Source organism: Weissella sagaensis, from assembly GCF_010306265.1.
Taxonomy (GTDB): Bacteria; Bacillota; Bacilli; order Lactobacillales; family Lactobacillaceae; genus Weissella; species Weissella sagaensis.
Genome location: NZ_BLKA01000002.1, coordinates 37,386 through 63,983 on the forward strand (window position 1 = coordinate 37,386; position 26,598 = coordinate 63,983).

Genomic DNA, 26,598 nt, shown 5'->3' on the forward strand with positions numbered 1-26,598 from the left:
GCTACAATGATAATTATTGTTTTGATCATACTTTCAATATTGACTTATGTGTCATGGATGAATATTGATAATCGCACAACACGTCTTGTAGCTGGTTTGATTTCATTTGGACTACTAGTGGTCACGATACTATTTTTAACAGCCAACATGAATTCTCATTACGGTATGAAGCAAGTCACAACATCGTCTGAGAAAACGATTTATTCAGCGGGTGGTTCAAAGTCACCAGCTGGTATGTTGATTACGCAACAACTTGGTACAAAGGCAGATAATTATGTCATGGTCTATGCTGATCGTGAAGATAAAAAAGCTAAGCCACACTTTGTACCAGATAAGAAAAATATGACTGAGGCAGTGCTTAAACGTGCAAGCTATAAAACAGCTGATGTTGATAAAGCTACTGTTAAAACAGTGACAACGCGCTGGGAATGGCGCAATGATTTCTTTAAGCTAATGCTAGGCTTTGGTGGTGAAGGTCATTCACTTGTTAAGCAAACTGCAACTGTGACAGTACCAGAAAAGACATGGGTTGTTTTGTCTGCTAAACAAGCAAAGCAATTAACTGCTAAGCAACAAGCAGCAGCGCAAGATAAAACAGCTATGGCAGCACAACAAACGCAAATGCGTGAAGGTGTACAGGCAAAGGTTGCTACCTATTTAAAAGCTAACCCTAAAGCTAATGCCAATGACGTTGCTGATTATACACAACAAGTAACGGCTGAAATGACAGCTAATGCTATGAAGCAAATGTTAAAGTAAATGTGTACGTACACGTATACGTGTACAATGAAACATTTATCAATTGATTAACAGGGAACTGTTAGACGTTGATGAATGTTTTTTTGTGATTATAGCCATATTTTGCTGATAAATATATATATATTATAAAAACCAGTATCATTAGTTTCGAACACGTGTTATACTAAGAATATAGTTTGAAAGATTTTGTTTTATGTTTCTATGAAATAAGGGCATCTTCGTTTTGGATTATTAAATTTTTATGGCAAGATGCCAGGAGGTTTCAGACATGGAACAAGGAACAGTAAAGTGGTTTAACGCAGACAAAGGTTACGGTTTTATCTCACGCGAATCAGGTGATGATGTATTCGTACACTTCTCAGCAATCCAAACTGATGGCTTCAAGTCATTAGAAGAAGGTCAAGCTGTATCATTTGAAGTACAACAAGGTGACCGTGGTTTGCAAGCAGCTAACGTTTCAAAGTTGTAATATTAGCGAGCTTTAACCAAAAAAGTCTGAGAGTTTTCTCTCAGGCTTTTTTATTTGTTTTTTTGGAGGTAATCATGATGACATCATGGACAAAAACAATTGTGTTGCCAGCTAACCAACCACCAATTTCACTTAAAGACCAATTAATACGTTGGCAAGTACCACGACGGGTACGTGGCAATTTTCGTATGGAAAAACGACTTCGTTTAAACGGATATTACCAGCCAACTTCAACGATTTTAAATCCTGGTGATAACCTGCAAATGACTTGGTTGGCGCATGATTTTATAACGCCAGATTCGCACTATCTACCAGATGACAGTCAAACATTGGCAGTGTTATTTGAAAATGATGACTTCATGGTTGTTAATAAACAAAAGGGCGTTAAATCTCATCCCAATTCTCCTGGTGAAGATGGGACAATGATGAATTTTGCACAAGCTTATTTAAGCCGTCAAAATAAAAAAGCTTACATGGTTCATCGTCTAGACAGTCAAACAACTGGTGCGCTAATTATTGCTAAAGTACCGTACATTGTACCGATGTTGAATCAAAAGTTACATGATAAAACTATTAAGCGCACTTATCTTGCTTGGGTAAATGGTGTTTTGGATGAGCATCAAGGTACGATTACTTTGCCAATTGGTGATCATCCAACCAATAAGCGATTGCGTCAAGTTAATGGGGAACATGCAAAACAAGCCATAACCCATTGGACAAAAATAAAAACTGTTTATCAACAAACACTAGTGCGATTGGTATTGGAAACCGGACGGACACATCAAATTCGCTTACATATGGCAGCGATTGGCCATCCGTTGGTGGGGGATGATTTATATAATATGCAAACCGACTATCCAGATGGCTTATTATTACATTCGGCAGCAGTGCAAATACCAATACCATTCACCACACAGGTAAAATCAATTGGCGCTCCGTTACCAGCTAGTTTTCCAGTAAATGTTAAGTAATGATACTTAATTATTAAGAAATGTAAAATTTTTCCTTTGAATTGTAATGATTTTGTTAAGAATATTTGTTATTATTAAAGAACGTTATAAAAACTAATGAAATTAAAGGCACGTGAAAGTGTTAAATGATTAAAGGGGAAACTTCATCAATGGAAACTAAGTCACACAAAAAAATGTATAAAGCAGGAAAGCAATGGGCCGCAGTTGCTGTCGCAACAACTGCAGCAGGAGTTGCTTTTATAAGTAGTAATGAGTCTGCTTCTGCAAATGTATGGCAAGCTAACACTGTTGATCAAGTTGCATCACAAGTGACAAACAATGGTGGTGTCAACAATTATCAAGTGCAATTAGGTGATACTGTTTGGGCCCTAGCAATGGCTACCAACAACACTGTTGATAACTTTGCTGCTGTTAATGGTATTGTTAATCCTGACTTGATTGTTGCTGGTCAACACTTTAACGGCTCAAATACCGTGTCTCCTGTTGCAGCATCATCTGTTAATCAACAACCAACTCAAACGGCCTATGAAGTAACGCCTTCTGCTGATGAAATTGCAGCCTCACAAGCAGCAGCCGATGAAGCTGTTGCGGCTTCGCAAGCTGCTCAAAGTCAAGCGGCCGCTTCACAAGCAGCTGCCTCACAAGCTTACGCTGCTAGTGTTGCAGCTTCGCAAGCACAAGCAGCCTCAATGGCAGCAGCTGAATCAAATGCTACGGCTGCCAGTGAAGCTGCTGCCAAAGCAGCTGAGTCACAAGCAATTGCAGAAACTGCCAAGGCTAATGCAGCAGCACAATCAGCACAATCAGCTTCAGTTGCTAATGATGCTGCCGCAGCCAATGCCAGCGCAGCTGCTAGTCAATCAGCTGCAACTGCACAACAAGCGCAATCTTCACAAACTTCAGCCTCAGCTACAACTGCAGGTAATGTTGATGATTCAACATTTAACGCTTTGAAGTCTATGCGTAGTGGTATGACGACAGAATGGTCATCAGATTTGGCAGCACAAGCGCAAGCACGGGCACAACAAATTGCCAATGCTGGCGGTGCTATTCCAAATGAGCACTGGAGCAATCCTAATGAAGTTATTTCAATTGGATTTGGTTCAGGATCATCTGTTGTAGATGCTTGGTACAATGAAACGAACATGACAACTGCTAGTGGTACTGGTCATCGTGACTGGGAAATGCGTGCTGGTTCAACGCACTTTGGTTTTGCCCAAGTTGGTAATGTCATTGTTGGTGTTTCAAGATAAACAGCTATAATAAATATAAATAAATAAGGTGGACGATCAGTGTGTCACCTAGAAAAAGCAGCAAGTTACACCGTGTAAAAAATGGGTGACTTGCTGCTTTTTACTTGATTATTTGGTTATGCCCAGTTTCCATTACGGAAAACAGGGACAAGATGACCATCTTGGCTAATGCCATCAATAGCCATGTCTGATGATCCAATCATAAAGTCAACGTGAACCAATGAATCGTTTTGTCCTTTTGCTTGTCGTTCAGCAACGGACATTTGTGTACCGTTTTTAATATTTGAAGGGTATGCTGCACCTAGGGCCAAATGATCAGAGGCGTTTTCATCAATTAGTGTTGTGTAAAAAACAATATTTGAATTTGAAATAGGCGAGTCATGTGGCACAAGTGATACTTCTCCAAGTGAGGCAGCACCAGCATCAGTTTTAATTAACTGTTGTAGCGTTTCTAGTCCGTTAGTAGCATCTGCTGCGATAACATGACCATCTTCAAACGTGAGTTTAATATCAGTAATTAAGACACCAGCGTATGAAAGAGGCTTAGTTGATTGCACTGTACCTGTGATGTGACGATAGTCGGGTGAAGTGAATACTTCCTCAGTAGGCATGTTTGGGACAAAACGATTACCAGCTTTATTAAATGATTCAGCAGCTTCCCAAACATGGTCTTCTGCTAAGCCAATTGTTAAATCAGTTTTAGCAGAGTGATAGTGTAACGCTTTAAAGTTTTGTTTATTTAGCCAATCAGCTTTTTTATTGAGGGTATTAATGTGTGCTTGCCAATCGGCAACGACATCATTTTCTAAACTAATGCGGTTAATGTTAAAAATTTCTTGCCATAGCTTGGCGGTTGCATCGTCAGCAGATAAGTCAGCAAAAACTTTTTGCGCCCATTCTTTGCCAGCAGCAGCGACAACTAACCATGAGACATCATTATTCATGGTTGCTTGACGAACAGCACTGTTGGCACGTTGATAGGCTTGCTCGTAAAGTGACACACGGTCACTAGGGACGTCGCTAAAACCATCAGGATCGCTAGAAACGATTGAAATACGAGAAGTATGGTTGGCCATTAATGATTCTGCACGTACTGAGAACCAAACTGGCATATTTGAAAGCGTTGCTTGATCGGCATGCTTTAAGAATTCGCGTTGTAAAATGGTATCTTTCCATTCTACGATAACTTGATTAGCACCAAGTTTATAGGCGGCTGACATAATACGGTGAACCAAATCAGCTTGATCGATTTCAGCGTAGATAATAATATCTTGACCTGGTTTAACGTTGATACCGACTTGAGCGATTAGGTCAGCATATTTATTTAATAATTGATTGAAATGTTTGATTGCCATGATATTTTCTCCGTTTTTTAAGATAAATTTCATTTTACATTAAATTTTCATATGAATAAACTGTTACATGAGTTTTGTGCTTGTCAATCCTGTTATGTAATTGAATTGTTGGTTAAATGTAAACATGATATAATGCTAAAATTACCTATCAAAGGAGGGTATTATGAGTCGAAAAAAAATAATCATCTCGGTGATTGGGCTGATAATTATTATTATTGCAGGTTATGCTGCTATGATGTGGTTTAGCGATGACCGTACCTACAATAGAGAATTAAACAAGGCGCGCAATGCAGTAGCCGTCCAAGATTGGCAAACTGCAAAACAACATTATCAAGCTTCACGCAAGGTGCGCGTATCAATTGAGAACCGGACAGCTAGCGAACAGTTAGATTATCTCGCACGGGCTGATAAAGCAATCAAACAACAAAATTGGGAATCAGCAAAAAGTTTGTATCAACGGGCTATTGATACAAACGGTGGCATTCCTTTGTTGAAAAAAGCAGCGAAAACTAATCAGCGAATTGTGAATGCAGAACAGGATTCTGGTAAATATAAAGCATCAGTTTCATCGTTAGAAAAGTCACTAGATAAAAAAGATAAAGACTTAAATGATTTGAAAAAACAGATGAGTGATACGAATGCTTCTGTGCAAGCTGTGCAAGATTCTGCCAACAAAGCAGTCGCAGATGCTAACGCAGCAGCAGATAAGGCGAATGCGACGGCTGATTCGGCTAATAAGCAAGCACAAGATGCTCAAAAAAATAATAAGCAAGACGAGCATAAAGATGACCAAAAAGATGATAATAAAGATAAGTAATTTAAGCTGACAGTGGTATCCTATACGTATAGGAGGTATGTGACATGACAATGCAAACAGCAATTTTTGCTGGTGGATGTTTTTGGTGTATGGTTGAACCATTCGAAACATTGCCAGGAATTGATAAAGTTCGTTCTGGTTATACCGGAGGAACAGTTGAAAATCCAAGTTATGAACAAGTGGCTGCCCATATAACAGGGCATACTGAAGCAGTGAAAATTTGGTTTGATGATGACATTATTTCATATGATGAGCTGGTGACATTATATTGGCAATTAGCAGACCCAACTGATGCGATGGGCCAATTCGCAGATCGTGGTGAGACGTATCGACCAGTGATTTTTGTTAAAGATGAGGCACAACGCCAAGTAGCCGAATCGTCTAAACAAGCACTAGCTGCTTCTGGACGCTTTGATAAACCGATTGTTACAACGATTGAAGATGCAAAACCTTTTTATGATGCAGAAGAAGAACATCAACAATTTTATAAAAAGAATCCATTACGTGAAATGATGATGATGATGCCACGTAAAAAATATCAAAAACAATATTGGTCAGATAAGGAGCGCAATTAATATGGCAAAACCAACTGATGCAGAATTACGTGAACGATTAACACCTGAACAGTATGCTGTGACCCAAAAAGCAGCTACGGAAACACCGTTTAATAATGAATACGATGCATGGTTTGATGACGGGATCTATGTTGATATTGTTAGTGGGGAACCCTTATTTAGTTCGTTGGATAAGTATGATGCTGGCTGTGGCTGGCCATCTTTTACAAAGCCGATTGAAAAGAAAGCCGTTAAACGTCATTTAGATACATCACATGGCATGTATCGAACGGAAGTAACATCACAAGATGCCGAGTCTCATCTTGGTCACGTCTTTACAGATGGACCGATTGCAGAAGGCGGTCTCCGTTATTGCATTAATTCAGCATCTTTACGATTCGTTCCCGTTGCAGAATTAACAACACAGGGATATGGCGAATACGCTGAATTATTCAATAAAGAATAATTATTTAGTTAAAAATTGTAATAAACTGTGGCTGCCCACTTTCATGGTCAAACATGATGGTGGGCTTTATGTATATAACTTTGTTTTTTAAAAATAATAAAAATTAAGTTAAAATATTACTGATAATCTGTTTATCATAGGGCTATGACTAAAAATAAAGAGAGCGGACACAATGAATTGGTTACTTTCAAAAAAAGATGAAGAACGTTTAATGTTACACCGATATTTAATGACCCATCATAGTAGGACCTTTTTAATTAAAGATCTAATGACTGCTGTTAATTGGTCTCGATATCGTATCTTACAAGCGATTCAACAACTCAATATTGATTATCAAAGCATGACCAAATCCAAGCAAACTTTTATTAAAGTAACAGATGCAAATCGGACCGTTACTTTAACGAATTTACAACTAATTAGTGCGTCTTCATTAAAGGGCTTTTATTTGCGGCAATCATTGCGGTTTGAGATGTTGTTAGATATCTTTTTAGAGGATATTCATTCTAATGAAGCCATTGCTTTTAGACATTCATCAAGCACGACGGTTGTTCGGATGACCAAAGAAGCAATGCGTACTGAGCTACGTAAACAAGGCATTGATATTTCTGATAATTATCAATTGATTGGTGATGAGCAACAAATTAGAACGGCGATGATTGAATTAATTTATCTGGCTTATGCTGATCAATCATTGCCTTTTTCCAGTGCAACGAATCGGGCGATTACGCAAGTACAACAAAATTTGGTGCCATTATTGACTAAACGATTGACGATGCAACGTATTTTAGCGATTGTATTCGGTGTTTGGTATACGCGTGTACAAAATGGGCATCATATTGAACCGATGGATGATGATTTATTACGACCAACCAAGGACCTACAAGACAATGTCCGTAATCTTTTGAATCAAATGGCGCCATATTTACAGAAGTATTTTCAGAATGATCAACTTGGGTTAGATATTGAATTACGTTATGGCGTGTTGGTCTGTTATGCATTAGGAATTGGGGATGCTAGTGATTATCTTGTGAATTTAACAGCTAAAAATCAACATAAAGTGACAACTTTGTTTGATCAAATTGCCTATTCATATCAGGATTTCTTCAAATACAGTATGCCAACAAGTCAACGACAAGCGATGGTTGAGCTGTTAACGCCGTTACTTATTCGGTTAACTTATTTTCCGCCACAAGATAATCAGTTGCCAACTGATATGGCGTTTCAAACAACTAGTTATCCCATTCATACAGCATTTACTAAAATTGTCATTCAAAAGCTAGCGCAAGTTTTCCAATATGACACTTCACAGTTACTAGGGACGATGTTTAATCCTTTATTGAATGCTTTCATTAAAACGATTTCGGTAAAAGATGTCTTACCAGCTATTACGATTACGATTGATTTGATTGATATGCCAGCACTAGAAGATTATTTAACGCAGATGGTTCAACAATGGCAATCATTAAATATAAGCGTGACTAATGAATTCACTGATAAAACCGACATTTACTTATCAAATGTTATTTTGAGTCAAGAGGTGCCGGGCTTTGCTTGGTATACGATTCCTGAATGGTCAGAACGATTAGCATTACGGCAATTGATCATTGATATCACCTTAAATCGTTTTCAAAATAAAAAATCATTAAGAATTAACCAGGATGTTTAATTGCGGTTTTCATTAGCGGTGCTTTGTGACATAGTAAGTATGTCGCACATCATGAGATAATTAGGAGGATAAAACTTATGTCAGAAAAAGTTTTAATTACAACAACAGAGTCTATTGCTGGATATCAGACAGTCGAAACTTTTGGTGAAGTTTTTGGATTAACAACTCGTTCTAGAAATGTTATTTCATCATTTGGACAATCGGTTAAAACGCTGGTTGGTGGCGAAATCAAAGGGTACACCAAATTACAGGATACTGCGCGTGACGAAGCGATTGACCGTTTGAAAACAGCGGCTGCTAAATTAGGGGCAAATGCTGTTGTTATGATGCGTTTTGATTCATCATCAGGTACTATTGGTGATTCAGTAACTGCCTATGGAACTGCTGTCAAAATTGAAAAAGTTAACGATTAATTGAATAAATGATAAGACCATCAATCTGTCAGCTTAAAATGATCAGGTTGATGTTTTTTTCTAGTTAACAAGCTTTATTTTTTACCTAGTTGTAATGAGGAGGTTAGTTGCACTAGTGTACAATTTGATATAAAATTAGTACATTAGTAGTGTATTTTATGAGATTTTTAAGGTAATTATAAGTAAAAATTGAAATTACATATCAACCAATTGATATGGCATTTATTTAAGGATTGGGGAATTAAATGGCGCAACAACAAAATTATTTGACTGTACCTGCTGTACAGAAGATTATGTTAGCCATTTTGAAAGATGTTGTTACATATTTTGACACACATGACTATCATTACGTTTTAACAGGTGGTAGTGCACTCGGCGCTGTTCGTCATCAAGGGTTTATTCCTTGGGATGATGATGCTGATGTGGCCTTACCACGGCATGAATATGAGCGGTTTATTCGTGAATATAAGCCTAATAATTCACAATATAAATTGTTAACACCATTAAATACAACGAATTGGTTGTATGGTTATGCCAGAATAAGCGATACATATACACAAGCTGACGGCAAGTGGGCAACCGTCAACAATGGCGTTTATGTCGATGTTTTTCCAATCGATGCTGTACCGCCAACAAAATTTGGGCAAAAAAAAGCTTATTATCATATGAAGTATTTAGATGTTATGCGTAATTCAACGCGAAGATTAGCTATTTCGCATCAAGAACCGGCTTGGTGGTTAAAACCGGTATTAATTAAGTATGCTAAACGACATACAACCGCTTGGTGGGCGAATAAAATGGATCGATTGGCACAAAAGACTAATCAACGGTATCAAAATAAATCTGATATTTATAGTCTGTATATTGTGCAGGGATTAAATAAAACCAAAGAGAATTTTCATTTGGCAGTTTACCAGCAACGGCAACAAGCTAAATTTGAAGATTTAAATATATACATACCAGCAGCCAGTCAACATTATTTAACGCAAATGTATGGTGATTGGCACGCTTTACCATCTAAGAGCAAGCGTAAAACGCATGCCCGCTTTTATTATAAAGGAGTAGAAGTACATGATTAGTTTATACATACTACTCATTGCAGTTGTTGTGGCTATTTTTGGCCTATTTGTGACTATTTTTTCTTGGGTAAAAAAAGTTGATCGTTCAAAAAGAATGGGACATTTTTTTCTTGTATTTGGTATTATCGTCGCGTTAGTCGCCGGCTTTTCAATGAATAAAGAACATGCTGCTCGGCAAGCAGCAATTGATCATCAAAAACAAATTCGTGCTGATCAAATGTATGATGCAAAACTTGTCCATTTAAGTGCAAAAAAAGTTCGGATTGATGATGGACAAGCAAAAATCAAGATTCATGTATCAAAGAACACAGCGATTAAAATTACTAGCAGTCATAAGCAATTACGTGATTTGGATTATAAACCTAACAAAGTGGCAAAAGATATTTTGGTGACTTTTGTTATGCCAGGCAAGTACACAGTGACTGCAACACGTGGTGAAAATAAGGTTGTTAAACATATGACAATCCTAAAAGATCATGATAAACATGTTGCCGTTTCAAGCAGTGAAGAATCTTCAAGTGAAGAGGTTGTTGAATCGTCAGTTGCTGAACCTGTTATTCCTGATACAGAGGAAGTTAGTGAAGAATCAAGTAGCGAGGAAGAAATTGTTCCTAGTGAAGAAGAAGTACCAGACAACACAACACCTGACACAGGAGTTGAACAAGCACCAGTACCAGCAGCACCATCATATCAACCAGTTTGGACGCCATCATATGAGGAGACACCAAATACTGGGGGGAATGTCGGTGGCAACACTGATGGTTCAGACAATACAGCGGGCGCTTCAGATGGCACTGTTGACAGCGGTCCTGCATCATCAACGGATACAGAATCTGCTGAAGCGCAAGACACAGCACAATAAAGATAGGTTAGAAAAATGGCTGATAAAAAAGTAACCGTTGCAGCAAATCATGTCACCAAACGATTTGATTTAGCTGAACGACAATCTGATAAAGTAAAAGCTGTCTTTAAATTCTGGGGCAAAGGTATTCCCAATTTTTGGGCGGTCAAAGGGGTTTCTTTTGAAGCACACGCTGGAGAGACAATTGGGATTATTGGAACTAATGGTTCTGGTAAATCAACCTTGCTGGAAATGGTAGCCGGTTTAACCCAACCAACCAGTGGTCAAATGACGATTAATGGGTCAACTTCAATTATTGCGATTGGGGCGGGGATGCGACCACAGTTAACAGGTCGTGCAAATATTCGTCTAAAAGCTTTGATGCAAGGTATGACGGAAAAAGAAATTGAAGCTAAGATGGATGACATCATTGAATTTTCTGAATTGGGTGATTTTATTGATCAACCTGTGAAGTCATATTCTTCTGGTATGAAATCGAAGTTGGGTTTTGCAATTTCAGTTTATTCCGATGCAGATATTGTCATTATTGATGAGGCTTTGTCAGTTGGTGATCCAACTTTTACACAAAAGTCAATGGAACGGACGAAGCGTTTTAAAGAAGAAGGTAAGACGATTTTCTTCGTATCACATTCGGCGGCCCAAATGCGTCAAATGGCAGATCGTGTCATTTGGATGCACTATGGTGATATTCGGATGGATGGCCCAATTGATGAAGTGATGCCAGAATATGAACGCTTTTTGAAGCATTTTAATCGTTTGTCTGAAAATGAACGATTGACGTATCAAAAGCGTTATAAAGAAGCACAAAAAACGTTTACGTTAAAACATTTAAAGCAAATTGAACGTAATCGACAAATGTTAGCGGATCCAGCTACGGCTTTGCAGCGACAAAAAGAAAATCAGCATGCTTTTGTGGAAGATAATGAAAAAATGGGCTGGTTTACACGTATTGTTTTAACCATTTTTATTATCGCAACGGTTGGCTTGATGAATAAGCAATTATTAAATATGTCATGGGCAAATGTTATGGCACATCCGACTCATTTAATTACTAACTTTGCACCGTCAAAGTTAGCGGCATTGGATAAGCGTCATGGCCGTAATGGTGATGATAGCCAACGAACAGACATGCTCACTGCTACCCAGAATAGTTATACTGTCAAAGAGGGTGAAACATTGGCAAGTATTGCAGCAAATGCAAATATTTCTGTTGCAGCAATTATGCAAGCCAATCAGTTGACAGATGAAACCGTCACGCCAGGTCAAGTATTGACCTTGCCGGTTGAGAGGTAGTTATTGTGAAAGATATTTGGAAAATTATAAAAGAGTTGGTCAAAAGTTGGCCGGTCGTTCGTCGCATTGCGCGTTATAACAATGATCAAACGTATCGGCAGAATTATTTAGGTGATTTTTGGCACTTTGCGGATCCAGCATTGCAGATTGGTGTCATGATTTTAATGTTTGCAGTTCGTGGTGGTGGTGATAGGAGTAATCCCCATGCAACTGGTTTAGCTGGTTATATTGCTTGGATTGCTTTGGGAATGGTGACTTACTTTTTCATGCAATCAGCTATGCAAAAGTCGGCTAAAAGTATCCAATCTCAAGTAAACATGTTATCACGCATGAAGTTTTCATTAGCAGCAATTCCATTAACTGAAATTGTGACTGAATTACGTCGTTACTTTGTAATGTTGGGGATGGCCTTTTTTGCTATTCTGTTTATGAATGTTAAGCCGTCAATTTATTGGCTACAATTCTTTTACTATTTTATTGCGATGTTTGTTTTCTTATATGCCTTGTCATTGGTAACATCAACAATCACGGTATTGGTACCTGATTTTTACAACGCCTATGCTGCAGTCTTACGTGTTGGTATGTGGATATCAGGGGTAATTATTCCCGTTGATAGCCCCAGTTTCCCATTATTGTTATCAAACATTTTGAAACTAAACCCACTGTATTATATTATTGAAGGTTTCCGTGAAACGTTATTAGAAAATCCAATTTGGTTTTGGCAAAACGTTACCGCGAATTTGATTTTCTGGGGTATTGTGATTATTTTGTTGATTTTGGGGGCACATATTCACATGCGTTTCCGTAGTCGCTTCATGGACTTTGTGTAAAGGATATAAAAATGAAAAAGAAATTAGGCATTATTCAAGTCTTAGCAGTGCTAATTATTGGTATTATGATTGGGGCATTTGCAGAACGCGGACACGTATTTGGTTATGCTGATAATACACCAATTATTCCTAATGGTACGTATCAGACAACGAGCACAAAACGTTGGCAAAAGATGATTGTTGACGGGGCTGAAGTCAAAAATAATCAAGGTGAGGATTTGGTCGTTGTTGATAATCGCTTTACTAATCGAACACGTGGTCGTTTAGTATTAGCAAGTAAGCAAAAAGGTAATCGTTCATGGTCATATTATGTGGCTAAAGTTAAAGAGGGATGGCGTGTCAGTCCTATTGTGAACGGTGTGCCTGATCATGACTCACAATTTATTGTCTATGTAAATTAGGCAATTTAACCAGGTTAAAACCTGGATACATATAAAAAATAAAGAGGATATTACACATGGATAATCAAGTGAAAATAATCATTGATAAACTGGAAAAAACTGATGTTAGTGCGATTAAAAAATATATGACTAATATCAGTCAACTAATTGGTAATGCGGCAACTTTCACGATATTAGATCCACGTTATAAAGGTGATTACAATACACTTATTCATGAGTATGAACAATTATCAAAAGATATACCTAACATAAAAATTGATAGTTTTTATTTATCACAATATCTGCACAGTGATGCACGAGACAATGTTAATAAATTTACTAAAGATTATATTGGTAATCAGAAGATGACGGTGGAAAAGACAGCCGATGGACAACGCTTATTCAAACAAAATGGCCAAGTACGGATTGCTATTATTACGAATAAAGCGGGTATTGTCACGGCAGTTGATTTTGCGAAACCGGGTGAAAAGCGACCACATCAACGTGTTTCAGTTAATAGTTCGGGGAATGTTCAGGTTGTTCGCCATTTTGATACAAAAACAAAATTACCCATACGAGATGAATATGTTGATACTGATTTAATCCCACAGCTTGTTGTGCATTTTGACGAACGTGGTTTGCGGTCTGATTATCAACTACTTGGTTGGGATGAGCCACTTGTCTATGGTGAGGTGGATCTATATGATCAATGGTTTGATCGGACGATTGAACCAGCTGATTATGTCATTAATTTGAATCGTCACTATGATGTGCTGTTTGAAAATAAGCATGACGTCAATAAAGTATTTTTAATGTGAGATTTGGTGGATAATGAGCATGGATTTAAAGAAAAAAGGAAAACGTTTGGCGCATATTGCTGAAGTCGCCATGACGTACAAATATTCGGATTTAAAGAAGACACGTGAATACTACATTCGCCACTATGATCAGGCAACAGTTGATAAAAAGGTTGTCCTTTATGAAGTACGCGATGGTCAATCAATAACGGATTCACCATTAGCGATTTTTCGTTATTTAGCAACTCATGAAACCTATCGTGATTTAAAACATGTCTGGGTTGTGACGGATACTAGTTCGCAAAACCTAAAACGGATGGTTGCTAATATTCCGACTGCGTTACAGCAAAAAATTATTTGGGTTAAGCGAAACACAACTGATTATGCGAAGTGGTTGTTAGCGGCTAAGTATCTGATTACTAATTCAACTTTCCAATCATTTTGGCATAAGAAACCTGATCAAGTGTACATTAATACTTGGCATGGAACGCCTTTAAAATATATGGGCTATGATATTCCGGGCTCAAAAACATCGTTAAAAAACGTGCAACGTAATTTATTAATGGCTGATTATATCATTTCGCCAAATAAACATACTTCGCATGTCTTTTTGGATAGATATAAACTAAATGGTTTGTACCAAGGTGAAGTATTAGAAGGTGGTTATCCGCGTATTGATTTAACGTATGCTGATGAACAGGCACAAACGTTTACTTATTTGCACCAATATCAAGTCATTGTTGATGAAACAAAGCCCGTCGTTATGTATACACCTACATGGAAGGGAACATCAATTTCGAATCCATCAGGAAGTATTAATCAAATTTATGAAGAAATAAAAGTACTTCAGCAATTAAACCCGGATAAAAATATTTTGGTAAAAGTGCATCCATATGCTTATCAGTTAGCAAGTCGTCATCAAGCTTTAAAACAGTATTTAGTGCCAGATGAGATGGATGCTAATCTGATTCTTGGGATAACTGATATTTTAATTACGGATTATTCAAGTATTTTCTTTGATTTTATGGTCACAGATAAACCCATTATTTTTTATGCTTGGGATCATGAATTATATAGTCATTATCGTGGCATGTATTTTAATGATGATGAACTACCAGGTCCAATACTAGACGATATTGAAGAAGTTGGGCAAAAGCTTCAGCATATTACCCAAAGTAATCAAGACGATGCGCCAAAATATCAAGCACTAAAGAACAAAGTTGTCCCATATGATGATGGCCATGTGACCGAACGCATGGTGGCAACTATTTTTGCGCAACAATCGGTTAATGGGGTTAATCATTTACGAGCAGCAGGGTTTAATAAGCCTAAAATTTTAATTTACCCTGGTGGTATGGGAAATAATGGGATTACGACTAGTGCCATTAATCTCAGTCATAATCTTGATTATGATCGTTATGATGTGACGTATTTACTTTGGGATAATAATAAGGCTGATACTATTAATAATGTTGATCAATTAGATGAACAAGTGCGGTTAATTTATCGTTTTGGTGTAACAGCGCTGACACGGCCGGAGCATAAGCAAGACCGTTATGTGAGTGAGCATGGTATTAAAGATTGGGCAGATAATCATATCCCCAAGCAAGGTTATTTGCGTGAAGTGGATCGTTTGTTTAATAGTGTGCAATTTGATACACTAATTGATTTTTCAGGGTATTCATATAATGGCTCAAAATTATTTACAGTCATGCCACGTAAACAATTAGTTGTTTATCAACATAACGATTTATATGCTGATTCACAGAAGGTTATTGATGGAAAAAAAGTGCATGCTAAAAAATTAGGTGCCTTGTTCACGTTGTATCCAGTGTTTGATAAAATTGTGTCTGTTTCAGAGACCTTAAAGCAAATTAATCAAAAGAAGTTGGCGAAATATGTGCGCCCAGAACAAATGGTCGCAGTACCAAATTCATTAACGTTACCTGGTGATAATAAAGAAAATGAGACGCATAGCGCAGTGGTGATTGAAGATTATCAAGCGCCAGCAAAAGCTAACAAATTTGCAATGCAGATGTTCCATTCATTAATTGCCGTTTCTGAACAAGCGGCATCAACAATTCAGTTAAAGCCAAAAGATACTATTCGTGTGCTTGGACGTGCCCAAATCAAGCAGCATTACTTTTATAAGTTAGCTATTAATGATTTACCGCGTGGTTGGGTGATGGGCCAGGATATTGTTGTACAAGAAAATAATGAATTACTGGACCAGCAATCACACAATCAAATTGGCTGGGTTTATAACAATAAGCGTCGTCTGTTTAAAACACCTTATTTAAAAGGCAATGATACGGCTGATGTTATTGGGCAAGCTAAATGGCTAAACCATACTTTTGTAAAGATTGTGGCGCAAGCGGATACTGCAGATGGTCGTTATTATCAAGTGCAGTTGTCGCAACAAACACAATTAGGTTGGTTAAAGGCTTCCAGTGTGTTACCGATGCAAATGGGGAAGCATTTTGCAATCTATCAATGGGTATGGAATCAGTTGTCACATAAGGTACCAGAACAGCAATATGATGTTGGCATACGACAATTATTCACCATTTTAAAACCTGCAACTTTAACCAATCAACCATTAGGGCTAACAAAGCGAGGACTAAAGCAACGGCAACTCACCACAATTAATCAGTTTTATTTGGCAACAGCAGTAGCTAAAACCAAAGTGGGAACTTATTATCGCGTTAAAGTTGGTAAAAAGCAGTGGTGGATTGATGCAAAATCAGTGAAATTACAGGCTGTCAACGTACCACTGCAAGTAAATCAAAGTATTGTCCTGCAGGATTATCTGGAGAACGCATTAATTTTAAATGCAGCTGCTAAAGATAAAGTGCACGATGCCTTTGGGTCAGTACCAGCAGACTTACAAATTATTGCAGGTTATGCAACGGCTAAATTTATTGGTGATCAACAAGTTTATGAGTTGAAATCTGAATCATTGGGTGAACAAATAAGCTTACCAATTACAATGGTGACGGTTTTGGATACCAGCCATTTTAATTATTATTATGTCGTCACAAAAGCATTTGAGGCTACCTATTATCGAACTTTAGTAGACAAACAGGCGCAACCAATCGTAATTGCTGATCAAATTATTGAACTTGCTCGTGTTTGGAACTGGGAAACAAACGACTTTATGATTTTTGCTTTGATTGCTAATCAGTATGTTTGGATAGCAGAATCCATTATTCATCATAAACACGTTAAGCAAACGATGTTTGAAGAAGATAAGTTAGTTGACGAACAATCGGGTGTTCAATTGGAAGCAGATGTTTTGCCAGTTGATAAAGTTAGGCCAGTATCAATGTTGGCTAAACCATGGATTACACGAAAAATTGATATGCATGTTGCGGATAATCATTTTATTAGTTTAATCAGACAAAACGGGACGACAACTCTAGTCACTGATGATGGTCAAAAGCGAAAAATTGCTGACATACATCAAGGTATTTCTAAGCAACTGATTTATGCAAACGGACGTAATTGGGCAACTTATGAGCATTTTGTTTTTGTTGCTGTTGGTAGATTATCACCTGAAAAAAATCAAACAATGCTATTGGATGCTTTTGCAAAGGTTTATCAGCAACATCCGGAAGCAGAATTGATTATTGTTGGGGATGGTGTTATTCGGAGTGATTTAGAAAAACAAGCAGTACAACTCGGGATTGCTGATGTCGTCTTGTTTACAGGTCAAGTTGATAATCCGGCTGACTATTTGGCAGTGGCAGATGTCTTTGTTCATCCTTCGTTATATGAAGGACAACCAATGGTCTTACTGGAAGCCATGATGCAACATCGTTTAATCGTGGCAACTAATATTGCAGCCAATGTTGGCGTCTTAGGAAATCAAACATATGGCTTATTAACACAAGATGTGACAACAGATGCATTTGTGTCACAGATGTTGTTTGCAATAGAGCAACAAACCGAAATTGCAGAATTTGATATTAAGCACTACCAAAATGATGCAAGACTAGCTTTTTATAATATAATTAAATAAATAGGAAAAATGGAATAAAGGGCCAAAAAGGGGTATAGATTTATGAAACGAGTTATTACATACGGAACGTTTGACATGTTACATTATGGGCACATTAATTTATTACGTCGCGCTAAGCAAATGGGTGATTATTTAATTGTTGTTTTGTCATCTGATGAATTTAATTGGGATTCAAAACAGAAAAAAACATATTTCTCATATGAAAAACGTAAGCAATTATTGGAAGCAATTCGTTACGTTGATTTAGTTATCCCTGAAAATAGCTGGGATCAAAAGGTTTCTGATATGAAAGAGTATCATATTGATACGATGGTTATGGGAGATGACTGGGCTGGTAAGTTTGATTTTATCGAAGATGAGACTGAGGCTGAAGTTGTCTATTTGCCACGTACACCTGAGATTTCAACATCACAAATCAAAAAAGATTTGAACGCAAAGAAATTAGCAACTAGCGTTGATACATCAACTATTGATGTGTCAGGTAAGTAAACCGATTTTTGGTAACCAAAAAATGGAGCCGTTAATTGTATGCAAGTCAAAAGCAAAATAAAAGAACTGTTAAAAAAATTTATAAAATGTAAAGTGCCGCAAAATAATTGGGCAAACATGAATGTCATTGTTTTTGGTGACAGCATTGTGGCTGGTCAAGAATTAATCAGGGAAGAAACCCCTTATCGTGATGTTGTTTATGCTAAGTTGGCTGCTTATTATTTGCACGCACATAAGTTAGAAAATTTTGCTGAAACAGGGACTGGTCAATTCAAAGGTCAACATAATTTAGATCGATTGGCCGGTTGGACGCATAGTTTTGAAGGTAGTATTGAGTATTACAAGCAAGAAATTAAGCAAGCAGACGTGGCATTAATTGCATACGGGAATAATGATTGGAAGCAACCAAATCCAGATGGCTCACAACACTCATTAACTGAAGTCAAAGATAAGTTGCGACAAAATATCAATCATATTAGAGCAATTAATCATCATATTCAATTAGTTGGTGTTATTGAAACGTTGGCTTTTAGAAAACATCAACCAGCTTGGTATTTGGAAGGTCCTAATGGGTTTACTTATGCTGATATGGTTGCAGCGTATATCGAAGTATACGAAGAACAAAATGTTGCGGTATTTGACATCCGTGATTATCATTTAGGCAATCATATTGATGAATACGTTGATGATCGTGATCATTTTACATTAGCTATTCATAAGCAAATTGCTAAATCATTAACTGATTTTGTAAAGCACGGTTATCAATCACCAGTGCAACGGTTTGGTGAGACAGATAAATATATTTTTACGGGGAATTTATTTGAAGATTCTAAAATGCGACAAGAATTGTTTGCAGCGATTAAAAGCAACGCCCAACAAGGAAAACGTGCTGAAATTTTGTGGTTTGAATTGAGTATGGTCACACCTGATGAAATAGTAGACTTTCTGAAAGTAAATGACATACCAGCAGATACCAAAATCACAAATATTTACCAATATTACGCTGCATCGTTACGCTATGATGGCGAATTAGATGATTTAACGTTAGTAGACAATGTGTTATTGAATGCGCATCAGATACCGTTTATTAAGTTTGATGCAGACACTATATTACGTTCATTAGATGGTGAAAAATGGTCAGAACCACTTACAAAATCTGCGTTTAATGATTTATGGATTAACCACTATGTTTCATTGAAGGATCAGGTTTGGACTTGGCAAGATGATCATTATGTAAAATCTAAGTAGATGATGTTATTCGTAATCACAATATTGAGAGGGTTATTATGAAATTTACAAATGAAAATGGGCAAGAAATTAGCTTAAAACGTTCAGCAACATTACCAGGTTATGAAGTAACTTTGGCTGAAGATACGGTGATTGATTCAGCAGTTAATAACCCTTTTTTTAAGGGAATAAATATATTACAATTGCCCAAAAAATTAAAAGGATTTCGGGATAATCCTGATTTGAAGACGTTGTTGGAGCCTCAAACGTTGCATACAGGAATTAAATTGGAATTGGCTGACGATGAGTTTGCTTTATTTGAACCGAATTTAGACTTGGTAACAACTAAAAGATTGCAGAGTGTAAATCGTATTTTTGGAAATGGACAAGAAATTATGCCACAGTTTGTAAATTTTGGACTAAATAAAGTTAAAATGACCGAAGAAACAAAAATTGGAACAGTTATGATACTATCAATATAGTTTTGTCATGAAAAAGCATGGAGTAAAGGTTATTTAAAAATGAAAAACATTCAATCAATTCGAAAAATTTTTGGTAAAGAAAAAAAAAAGTCAGACGATATCAAAGTTAAAGATATTAAATTAAGTTCTGATAATGCAATTAGTATGAAACTTAACGGTAAATATTCTATTTCAAAAATTATTGGATCATATAATGAAACAATTATTGATTTAGAATATAAACAAAATGATTTAAATTTGGTTATTAAAGGTATTGATTTAACAGTTCATGATGAAATAGTTGGGGATAAAAAATTCGATATTTATGCTATAGCTAATAGTCATAAATTTCGTTTGTTATTTGAAGAAGCAAATGAGGTGTCACTAAAAGAAAGGCACTTTGATATTAATTCTAAAACGAATGATACTGAATATTTTTATTTCAGTAAAACGTTTAAAAGACTAATGATTCAAACGGTAGTGGATCCTAAAATTAGAATAAACAAATTGTGGACTGAGGGTGAAAAATTATTTCTTCAATCAAATGATTTTATTAAATTATCAGATGGCTTTGATTTGAATATTGAAAGGTTTGGATATCACCAAAAAGTTAGCTATGATAAATTAAATGAAAGAATAATTCAATTGTGTTCAAATACATCTGTAAATATTAGTGCACTTTTCCCTTATAATATATATTTTATAAATCCTAATAATGAGTCTTTAAAATTAGTTGCAACTGATAATATATCAGGTAAAAATATTTTAATTGGTAAATCGACGACTGGAAAAATTTACCCTTTTAAGTGGATTAATGATAAATTTGTAGAACGAATTTATCAAATTGATGATTATAGAAAGCAATTTATTTTATCTAAAGATGTTGAGATACTAGGGATATACCTTAGGTATAAAGAAAGACCTGTATTTACCAAATTAGATTATAAAAAAATTAGTAATTATATATTGGAAACTGCTTTTCAATTTAACGAGGCGAAACATAAGTATAAATCAATTGAATTTGTATATATAAATAATGACGTCTTAGAAAGAAGTGTGCAGTCTTTTGATAATTTAATAGTTTTACCGATGGAAACAAAGTCAATTAGAAAACCTGATATTAGGGGGGAAATCATTGATAAAAGCCTTTTGAGTTTGGAATTTAGCCAACAAATAGGTATAAAATTTGTTTATGGAAAACCAAAAGACATACATGAATTAGTCCCTCTACCATGTAAATATAATTCTAAATTAGACTTGTTTTTATCATATCATGAATTATTTGAAAATTATGAAAAAATTAGGATTATTTATTCAATTAGTAATAATAAAAAATTGGAAGTAGCAGATTATTCATTAGAAATTGATAATATATTTGTATAGTCTATGGAGAAAAAAATGAATAAAAAAAAAATAGCAGTAATTGTTCCTATGTATAATGTTGAGGAATATGTTAGTGAAGCAATTGAAAGTGTATTAGATCAACAATTGTCAGAAGATGAGTTACAAATTATTTTAATTGATGATGGTTCACAGGATGATACATTAAAAATTGCGAATGAGTTAGAAAAAAAATATCCTAACTATATTGAAGTGCATGCATTTAAAAACAGTGGACTAGGTGCTGCAAGAAATAAGGGGACGGAGTTTGCTAACGCAGAGTTTATTGCGTATTTAGATCCAGATGATTTAGTTGTTAAGAATAGTTACCGTACAATGCTGGATACTATTGAGCGTACTGGTAGTGATATTATTACTGGAAATGTTAGACGTTTTAATTCAAAAAAGATTTGGAAACCTGACCTTCATTCAAAAGCTATTTTGGGATCTTTTGAACATACAAGTTTGGATGAACATCCTGAATTAATTTGGGATGCAAGCTCATGGAATAAATTGTATAGATTAAGTTTTTTAAAAGAAAATAATTTTAAATTTCCAGAAGGCGTCTTGTATGAGGATTTTCCGATGGTAAATCCAGCGTATGCTAAAGCCAATGGTATTGATGTTTTAAATCAAGTTGTATATATGTGGAGAGCACGAGAGGGATCTATTACTCATCAATCTACTGGAATCAAAGCAACTATGGATCGTATAAAAGTTAATCAAATTGCGTTAGAAGGATTAAAAAAATATAATGCAAGCCCTAGAGTAATTGAAGAGTTAATTTTAAAAGCATTAAATATGGGAATTCTTGCTATGCTTAGAAAAGAGAAATATGAGTTAATTCCTATAAACGATAGAAAGCTATTATTTAAAACATTAAAAGAATATCTTTCAGAAATTAATGAAGACTATTTGCATAAAGTAATATATGAAAATTTTGTGTTTTTTAATAATACAAAAAATGTAAAAAATTTTTTTGAATGGGATGAGTTTACACTTTTATACTTGAGAAATGGTATTCAATATTCTGGATATTGGGATAATAATTTATACTATCTGAAAAATAATGTTACTTCAGATATTAAAAAAGCAACAAAACAAGATTTTATTATAAATTCAAAAGTAACAGATGTTCATAATGAGAACAATCAAATAAATATTAGCGGTTGGTTTTTCCCAAAATTTTCAGATATGTCCGCTTTAAATTTAATTAGAAAAGCTAAAGTTAATTTATTAAATAAAAATAATGAATATTTAGTAAAGAACATTGGAAATATTAGTTTTAATTATAATCATAATATTACTGCTAAATTTGGATATAACAGTACACATTTTACATTAGACAAGCATGATTTTAACTTAGATTACGCTAATTTTGAAATAAATATTCCAATTAAACAACTTGATGTATTTGATAACATTGATAATGTTTTAGTAGAAATTGATGTAGAGATAGATGGTATTAGGGTTAAGGGATATGTTGGCAATCCGTGGAAAAAACAATTAAACATATGGCCAGAACCTTTTGTTTTTGAGAATGGATTAGTTATTAAAATCGATTATTCTTCCAATGATTGGTTAATGAGGTTAACACTTTCTAAAAATGAAGCCGTTATTAAAATGATTGACGATGATACTTTTGAGGTGGCTAATTATTTGGATAGAATTTATTTAGTCTCTGGCAAGCAGGAACTACCACTTAACGTATTTAGTAGCCAAGTTAAATTACCATTAATTGTGCAGAATAAGTTAGGTAATTTTGAAAAAAAGTATCAAAAAGAGTGGAAATTTGTAACAAAAAATAATTTAGTTACAAAACCAATGTATTTTATGGGGCCAAGAAAACAAATTAAAAATGATGCGTATATTGAAACTTTTGATTGTAAAAAAGGATTAGCTGTTTTAAATGTTAATTGGATTTATCCTTTTATTTCGGATTTAAAAATTATTAATAACGTTTTATATTTAACAGTAAAATTAGTTGGATGGCAAAATGAGGCTAGTTCTGTTCAAGTTATACCTGATCCTCAGATTAGTGAAATTATATGGTCAACAAAAAAAGTGTCTAATGATGAATATCGATTAGAGATTCCTCTGACACTTGATGGATTTGGTGACAAAAAGTGGCTTAATATAAATATTCGATTAACTTTTGAAGATGGGTATATTACAAATGAACCACTTAGATGGGGGTTATATCGCAGTGAGTTAATTGATAAAACTGTTGAAATTAGTAACGTTGATTGGAAGTTTTCATACCTTAAAGAATATGCTTTTGGTGGTTTTGCTATCCAAAGAACAGCCAAAGTTTTATATAAAGAAGAAGTAGGTTCTTTCGAGACATTTTTAGAAAATGACTATAGTAAATGGCTACAAGAACCATTATTAGAAAATGTCGTATTATGGTCTGCTTATTGGGGACGTAATAATAAATTTGAAGGAAATCCTAGGGCATTGTTTGAGTACGTTTCTAGTAACTATCCTCAGTTAAATAACGTCGTTGTTGTACAAAATAAATTAAGAAGTTACCCTGAATTAGGGAATACAAAAGTTATATCATTTGGGACAAAAGAATATTGGTATTATCAAGCTAAAGCAAAATACTTCGTAAATGATGTTAACTGGACAGATAGAAATCGACGTAAGAGGCCCGAACAAATTGAAATCGAGACTATGCATGGGACACCACTAAAAGCAATGGGATTTGATGTATTAGATGAATGGAAAGATACGACTTACTACTCATATTTGAGACGTTTTAAAAATTATGATTATTTAGTAGTTCCTAGTGATTTTGTTTCAGAATACGCACAACACGCATTTAAGATTCACCCTAAAATTCTTAAAACTGGATATCCAAGAAATGATGTATTTTTTAAAAATCATACCAATTTAGAACGAAAACAAATTAAAATTAAATATAAATTACCAATTGATAAAAAAATAGTTTTGTATACACCAACTTGGCGAAATCAAGATAAAAAGCATCCGACAGATATTAATAGTTTGTTTAATGTAAAAAAAATGTATGAATCATTGAATAATAATACAGTTATAGTCGTTAAGAATCATAATTTTGAAAAATTAACGGGCATTGATAAAAAGTATCAAGATAAGATAATGTTTGTTAACAAAGAAGCAGACATCGAGTCTCTATATATTATTTCAGATGCTGTAATTACAGATTACTCATCAGTTATGTTCGATTATTCTTTGTTAGATAAACCAATGATTTTTTGGGCTTTTGACTATGATGAATATGTAAATACAAGAGGTATTAACTTTAACTTAAAGGATAATGCTCCCGGACCATTTGTGAATGATGAGGATGAACTTATACAATGGATTAATACTTTTGAAAGAATACCGCAGAGGTTTCAAAGTAAAATAGCAGCATTTAAGACAAAATTTGGTCAATATGATGTAGGAACAGCTAGTGAGCAAATTGCTCAAAAAATTTGGGGGAGGAAATATTAGTGATTAATGTATTGATTGCTGGAAGCCAAGCTACGGAATATATATTTGACGATAATATTAATATGTATTTCCATAATGAAAATGTAAAAATTGTAACTTATCCCCCAAAATTTTTTTTAGATGATTATGAAAATCTAGTTAAATTTAGCATTGAAAACGAAATAGATATAGTTGTGTTTGATTTACTTTTTGACGTGGTTAAATATAGGTCAAAAAATGAAAATTTTTTAGATTTATTAGATTCATTCATAATGAAGGTGTCTAAAATGGAAATATTGCCAATTTATAATTCCCCTCGTTATGTTAATAGGGTAATTGTGGATGAAAATTGGAGTGACAAGTCACATACTGCTTCTGAATTTATTAGCGTCAAAATTCAAGATGCAAGGAATAAAGAACTCGACAGAATTGAAGATTTCTTGAATGGGTATAATAAAATTCACATTTTGAAATTTGATAAAGATTGTTCGGCATTGGAATACAATAAAAAAATGGGTTTTGCAGACCTTTATTTTAATCAAGCATATTATTTAAACCAATTAATTCAATTCGATGAATTTGCAAACAAATGTTTTGATGGTTTTCCAGTCTATTTAAGATTTCAAAATTTTGATGAAATTAAGAAATATATCAAGGTAGATAACGACTTACTAAATGATAATACGATAATTTTATTAAAAAATGTTGATGGAGCTGCGTTAGCATATCAAACCGTAGAGGGGAAAAATCATTTTATTTTTAGAGAATTATTAAAAATGGATTTTATTATTGACGGTAGTTTTGGGAAAACAAAACGGTTAATTCATAGAAAAAATTTTTATCGTTCTAATCTGAAATGTTTAAATGGAATTTGGTATACGGAAGAAATCAACGACAGACGTTTATCTGGAGATGGGAAACCTAAGCGTATTTTGTTTTATTTTACGCCTATGGCTGCACCTAAATGGGCTATTGATAATTATTCTGAACAAGCCTTACCGGATAGATTTAAAAGTTTGTCTAGATCTTTAGTAAAAGACACAGTATTAGTGAGAATTGCCGATGTTAATTTAACTAGAGGCTCATATTTTATGTCTAGTGTGAATTATCCTGAATATGAAAAAAATATTGTTGAATTTATTAATTCGAAAGTAAAAGAATATAATGTCCCAAAGAATAATGTTGTTTTTTACGGATTTTCTAGAGGCGGATTAGGGGCAATCTATTATGGGAAGTTACTTGATTATCAGGTTGTTTCAGTTGATCCGGTAGTCAATGCTGAATATTTTTTGAATGAAAAAAATGATCCACATTTTTTAAATGGAATAAGGAAAATTAGTTATATTGACGATATTAACAATATGGATGATTCTAAGCAGATATATTCGAAAATTTTATTATCTAATAGTGGTACGTTTAATAAGATATTTGAGTCGAGCGTTTTACCATTGAATACAGGAAAAACAATAAAAAAGATAGATCTTAAAGATACAAGTTTAAAGTGGCATGGACAAATTGCGAATCAAACTGTACCTGAATCTTTAGCATTAATAAATCAGCTACTGGATGATAGGTTAAATATTTAATTTTGTAAATT

Annotated in this window: 23 protein-coding genes; 22 read left to right on the forward strand and 1 reads right to left on the reverse strand. The window is 34.9% G+C overall.

The features are described from left to right. Positions 1-6 precede the first annotated feature (6 nt). The 4 genes from G7Y65_RS02830 (at position 7) to G7Y65_RS02845 (ending at position 3,452) form a co-directional block, all read left to right on the forward strand. On the forward strand, positions 7-759 hold the full coding sequence (locus G7Y65_RS02830) for a DUF4811 domain-containing protein (RefSeq protein ID WP_150189889.1): 753 nt from the start codon (positions 7-9) through the stop codon (positions 757-759). A 268-nt stretch (positions 760-1,027) separates the two neighbouring features. Then, positions 1,028-1,228: a cold-shock protein gene (locus G7Y65_RS02835; protein ID WP_040760279.1), complete on the forward strand. Its 201-nt coding sequence runs from the start codon at positions 1,028-1,030 to the stop codon at positions 1,226-1,228. A gap of 74 nt (positions 1,229-1,302) precedes the next feature. Further along, positions 1,303-2,199, forward strand: a complete 897-nt coding sequence (locus G7Y65_RS02840) for an RluA family pseudouridine synthase (RefSeq protein WP_240006071.1) — start codon at positions 1,303-1,305, stop codon at positions 2,197-2,199. Positions 2,200-2,348: 149 nt separating this feature from the next. Then, positions 2,349-3,452: a LysM peptidoglycan-binding domain-containing protein gene (locus tag G7Y65_RS02845; protein ID WP_165314547.1), complete on the forward strand. Its 1,104-nt coding sequence runs from the start codon at positions 2,349-2,351 to the stop codon at positions 3,450-3,452. 116 nt (positions 3,453-3,568) lie between these two features. Here G7Y65_RS02845 and G7Y65_RS02850 read toward each other — a convergent pair whose 3' ends face one another. Further along, a complete protein-coding gene (locus tag G7Y65_RS02850) occupies positions 3,569-4,807 on the reverse strand; it encodes an aminopeptidase (protein ID WP_165314548.1) in 1,239 nt (412 codons plus the stop codon). 163 nt (positions 4,808-4,970) lie between these two features. On the opposite strand from G7Y65_RS02850, the gene G7Y65_RS02855 reads away from it, so the two are divergent. The 18 genes from G7Y65_RS02855 (at position 4,971) to G7Y65_RS02940 (ending at position 26,587) form a co-directional block, all read left to right on the forward strand. After that, complete coding sequence (locus G7Y65_RS02855) at positions 4,971-5,624, forward strand: hypothetical protein (protein ID WP_137600882.1); 654 nt, start codon at positions 4,971-4,973, stop codon at positions 5,622-5,624. A gap of 44 nt (positions 5,625-5,668) precedes the next feature. Next, positions 5,669-6,199: a peptide-methionine (S)-S-oxide reductase MsrA gene (gene msrA / locus G7Y65_RS02860; protein WP_042494336.1), complete on the forward strand. Its 531-nt coding sequence runs from the start codon at positions 5,669-5,671 to the stop codon at positions 6,197-6,199. Between the two features lies 1 nt (position 6,200). Beyond that, positions 6,201-6,644, forward strand: a complete 444-nt coding sequence (gene msrB, locus G7Y65_RS02865; RefSeq protein ID WP_165314550.1) for a peptide-methionine (R)-S-oxide reductase MsrB — start codon at positions 6,201-6,203, stop codon at positions 6,642-6,644. A gap of 172 nt (positions 6,645-6,816) precedes the next feature. Continuing rightward, positions 6,817-8,310, forward strand: a complete 1,494-nt coding sequence (locus G7Y65_RS02870) for a helix-turn-helix domain-containing protein (RefSeq protein ID WP_165314551.1) — start codon at positions 6,817-6,819, stop codon at positions 8,308-8,310. Between the two features lie 77 nt (positions 8,311-8,387). Next, positions 8,388-8,723: a heavy metal-binding domain-containing protein gene (locus G7Y65_RS02875; protein WP_042494342.1), complete on the forward strand. Its 336-nt coding sequence runs from the start codon at positions 8,388-8,390 to the stop codon at positions 8,721-8,723. A 245-nt stretch (positions 8,724-8,968) separates the two neighbouring features. Then, the gene (locus tag G7Y65_RS02880) at positions 8,969-9,802 is read left to right on the forward strand and encodes a LicD family protein (RefSeq protein ID WP_165314553.1); all 834 of its coding nucleotides are present in this window, start codon (positions 8,969-8,971) and stop codon (positions 9,800-9,802) included. Then, positions 9,795-10,664: a hypothetical protein gene (locus G7Y65_RS02885; RefSeq protein WP_137600876.1), complete on the forward strand. Its 870-nt coding sequence runs from the start codon at positions 9,795-9,797 to the stop codon at positions 10,662-10,664. The genes G7Y65_RS02880 and G7Y65_RS02885 overlap by 8 nt, the downstream gene beginning before the upstream one ends. Positions 10,665-10,679: 15 nt before the next feature. Continuing rightward, positions 10,680-11,957: an ATP-binding cassette domain-containing protein gene (locus G7Y65_RS02890; RefSeq protein WP_150189885.1), complete on the forward strand. Its 1,278-nt coding sequence runs from the start codon at positions 10,680-10,682 to the stop codon at positions 11,955-11,957. A gap of 5 nt (positions 11,958-11,962) precedes the next feature. Further along, a complete protein-coding gene (locus G7Y65_RS02895) occupies positions 11,963-12,787 on the forward strand; it encodes an ABC transporter permease (RefSeq protein ID WP_165314554.1) in 825 nt (274 codons plus the stop codon). 11 nt (positions 12,788-12,798) lie between these two features. Next, positions 12,799-13,188 (forward strand): hypothetical protein, encoded by a 390-nt coding sequence (locus tag G7Y65_RS02900; protein WP_141926675.1) that lies wholly within the window; start codon positions 12,799-12,801, stop codon positions 13,186-13,188. Positions 13,189-13,244: 56 nt separating this feature from the next. Continuing rightward, on the forward strand, positions 13,245-13,985 hold the full coding sequence (locus tag G7Y65_RS02905; protein WP_165314555.1) for a hypothetical protein: 741 nt from the start codon (positions 13,245-13,247) through the stop codon (positions 13,983-13,985). 19 nt (positions 13,986-14,004) lie between these two features. Continuing rightward, positions 14,005-17,985: a CDP-glycerol glycerophosphotransferase family protein gene (locus tag G7Y65_RS02910; RefSeq protein ID WP_165314556.1), complete on the forward strand. Its 3,981-nt coding sequence runs from the start codon at positions 14,005-14,007 to the stop codon at positions 17,983-17,985. A 42-nt stretch (positions 17,986-18,027) separates the two neighbouring features. Then, a complete protein-coding gene (gene tagD / locus G7Y65_RS02915; protein ID WP_074428042.1) occupies positions 18,028-18,474 on the forward strand; it encodes a glycerol-3-phosphate cytidylyltransferase in 447 nt (148 codons plus the stop codon). 117 nt (positions 18,475-18,591) lie between these two features. After that, positions 18,592-19,722 (forward strand): SGNH/GDSL hydrolase family protein, encoded by a 1,131-nt coding sequence (locus tag G7Y65_RS02920; protein ID WP_165314558.1) that lies wholly within the window; start codon positions 18,592-18,594, stop codon positions 19,720-19,722. Positions 19,723-19,760: 38 nt separating this feature from the next. After that, entirely contained in the window at positions 19,761-20,183 is a 423-nt protein-coding gene (locus G7Y65_RS02925; protein WP_165314560.1) for a hypothetical protein, read from the forward strand. A gap of 39 nt (positions 20,184-20,222) precedes the next feature. Continuing rightward, the gene (locus tag G7Y65_RS02930) at positions 20,223-21,545 is read left to right on the forward strand and encodes a hypothetical protein (protein WP_165314561.1); all 1,323 of its coding nucleotides are present in this window, start codon (positions 20,223-20,225) and stop codon (positions 21,543-21,545) included. A 15-nt stretch (positions 21,546-21,560) separates the two neighbouring features. Further along, the gene (locus G7Y65_RS02935) at positions 21,561-25,022 is read left to right on the forward strand and encodes a bifunctional glycosyltransferase/CDP-glycerol:glycerophosphate glycerophosphotransferase (protein WP_165314562.1); all 3,462 of its coding nucleotides are present in this window, start codon (positions 21,561-21,563) and stop codon (positions 25,020-25,022) included. After that, the gene (locus G7Y65_RS02940) at positions 25,022-26,587 is read left to right on the forward strand and encodes an accessory Sec system protein Asp2 (protein WP_165314563.1); all 1,566 of its coding nucleotides are present in this window, start codon (positions 25,022-25,024) and stop codon (positions 26,585-26,587) included. Before G7Y65_RS02935 ends, G7Y65_RS02940 begins: the two co-directional genes overlap by 1 nt. Positions 26,588-26,598: the final 11 nt, after the last annotated feature.